Raw genomic sequence first — 1,352 nt, 5'->3', positions numbered from 1 at the left:
CCGGCAGATGATATACTAACATCATCCAAAACATCAAAGATAGTCAAAGTCAAACGAGGAGGCATACCCATGGGGATTTCCGATTTAATTGCCGGCTTCCTTCAAGAATGCCTGGACGAGACGGGAGACGGCGTGCTGGAGGTCCAGCGGGGCGAGCTGGCCCAGCGGTTCAACTGCGTGCCCAGCCAGATCAACTACGTCATGTCCACCCGCTTCTCCCCCGAGCGGGGCTATATCGTGGAGAGCCGCCGTGGCGGCAACGGGTACATCCGCATCACCCGGGTCCAGGTGGACCGGGAGACTCTTTTGATGCACGTCATCAACTCCCTGGGCGAGCGGGTGGACCTGCCCTCCGCCCGGGCAATCCTGGGGAACCTGGCGGAGGCCGGGGCCCTGCCAGAGGGCCTGGCCCGGACGCTGCTGGCCGCCGTGGGAGACAAGGCCCTGGGGGCCGTGCCCCGGGACCTCCGGGACCAGGTCCGGGCGGACGTTTTGAAAAACGTCCTGATTCTCCAGGTCTAGCGGGGCATAAACTGAAATAGTCCCACCTTTTAAATTGTCCATCAAAACATTTTCCGTATACAGGAGGTTTTTATTATGAAATGCGAAAATTGTGGCAAGAATGAAGTCACCTTTGTTTACCAGAGCAACGTCAATGGCCAGATTACCGAGAAGCACCTGTGCAGCGAATGCGCCGAACGGCTGGGCTACACCCAGCGCCTGGCCGCCCAGAGCCAGCGGATGATGCGGGGCCTCTTCGGCGGCGGGCTGTTCGACGACTTCTTCACCCCCGTCCCCTCCCTGCTGAGCCGGATGAACCGTATGCTGGAGGACCCCTTTGACGACTTCTTCGCCGACATGCCCGCCCTGGGCGCCCCGGCGGAGGCGAAGCAGGAGGCTCCCAAGGCCCAGGAGGCCCTGCTGGAGCAGGAGGAACAAAACGAGATTTCCAAAAAGCGGCAGCTCAACGCCCTGCGGATGGAAATGCAAAAGGCCGTCCAGGAGGAGAACTTCGAGCGGGCGGCGGAGCTCCGGGACCAGATCCACAGCCTGGAACAGAACTGAACCACCCGACTGCACGAAAGGAAGTGTCTTGCACATGAATGAGAAAAAATTCAGCCCCGGCGCGGAGGAGTCCCTCCGCCTCAGCCAGGAGGCCGCGGGAGAGCTGGGCCACGGCTACGTCGGCACGGAGCACCTGCTTCTGGGGCTCATCCGGGAGGACCAGGGCACCGCCCACGACGTCCTCCTGGAATCCGGGCTCACCGACGACATGATCGTCCAAATCATCAAGCGCAGCGTCGGCGCAGGCCTCCCCGTCGGGAACCCCGCCCAGGGCCTGACCCCCCGGG

General features: G+C 62.1%; 3 protein-coding genes. All 3 read left to right on the top strand.

What is annotated here, in order from left to right:
• Nucleotides 1-69: 69 nt before the first annotated feature.
• On the top strand, nt 70-522 hold the full coding sequence (locus JX325_RS16880) for a CtsR family transcriptional regulator (RefSeq protein WP_204792177.1): 453 nt from the start codon (nt 70-72) through the stop codon (nt 520-522).
• Nucleotides 523-597: 75 nt separating this feature from the next.
• Nucleotides 598-1,065: a UvrB/UvrC motif-containing protein gene (locus JX325_RS16875; protein ID WP_204792176.1), complete on the top strand. Its 468-nt coding sequence runs from the start codon at nt 598-600 to the stop codon at nt 1,063-1,065.
• Between the two features lie 34 nt (nt 1,066-1,099).
• Nucleotides 1,100-1,352, top strand: a 253-nt coding sequence (locus JX325_RS16870; RefSeq protein ID WP_204792175.1) for a Clp protease N-terminal domain-containing protein, incomplete at its 3' end; no start/stop codon positions are given.

The sequence above is a fragment of the Oscillibacter sp. CU971 genome (genome assembly GCF_905219725.1).
In the GTDB taxonomy this organism is placed as follows: Bacteria; Bacillota; Clostridia; order Oscillospirales; family Oscillospiraceae; genus Oscillibacter.
This window is presented reverse-complemented; position numbering and strand designations above follow the sequence as displayed.

Excerpts from the sequence above, each read along its gene's own strand:
- JX325_RS16880 (WP_204792177.1), top strand. The coding sequence starts at position 70 with ATGGGGATTTCCGATTTAATTGCCGGCTTCCTTCAAGAATGCCTGGAC.
- JX325_RS16875 (WP_204792176.1), top strand. The coding sequence starts at position 598 with ATGAAATGCGAAAATTGTGGCAAGAATGAAGTCACCTTTGTTTACCAG.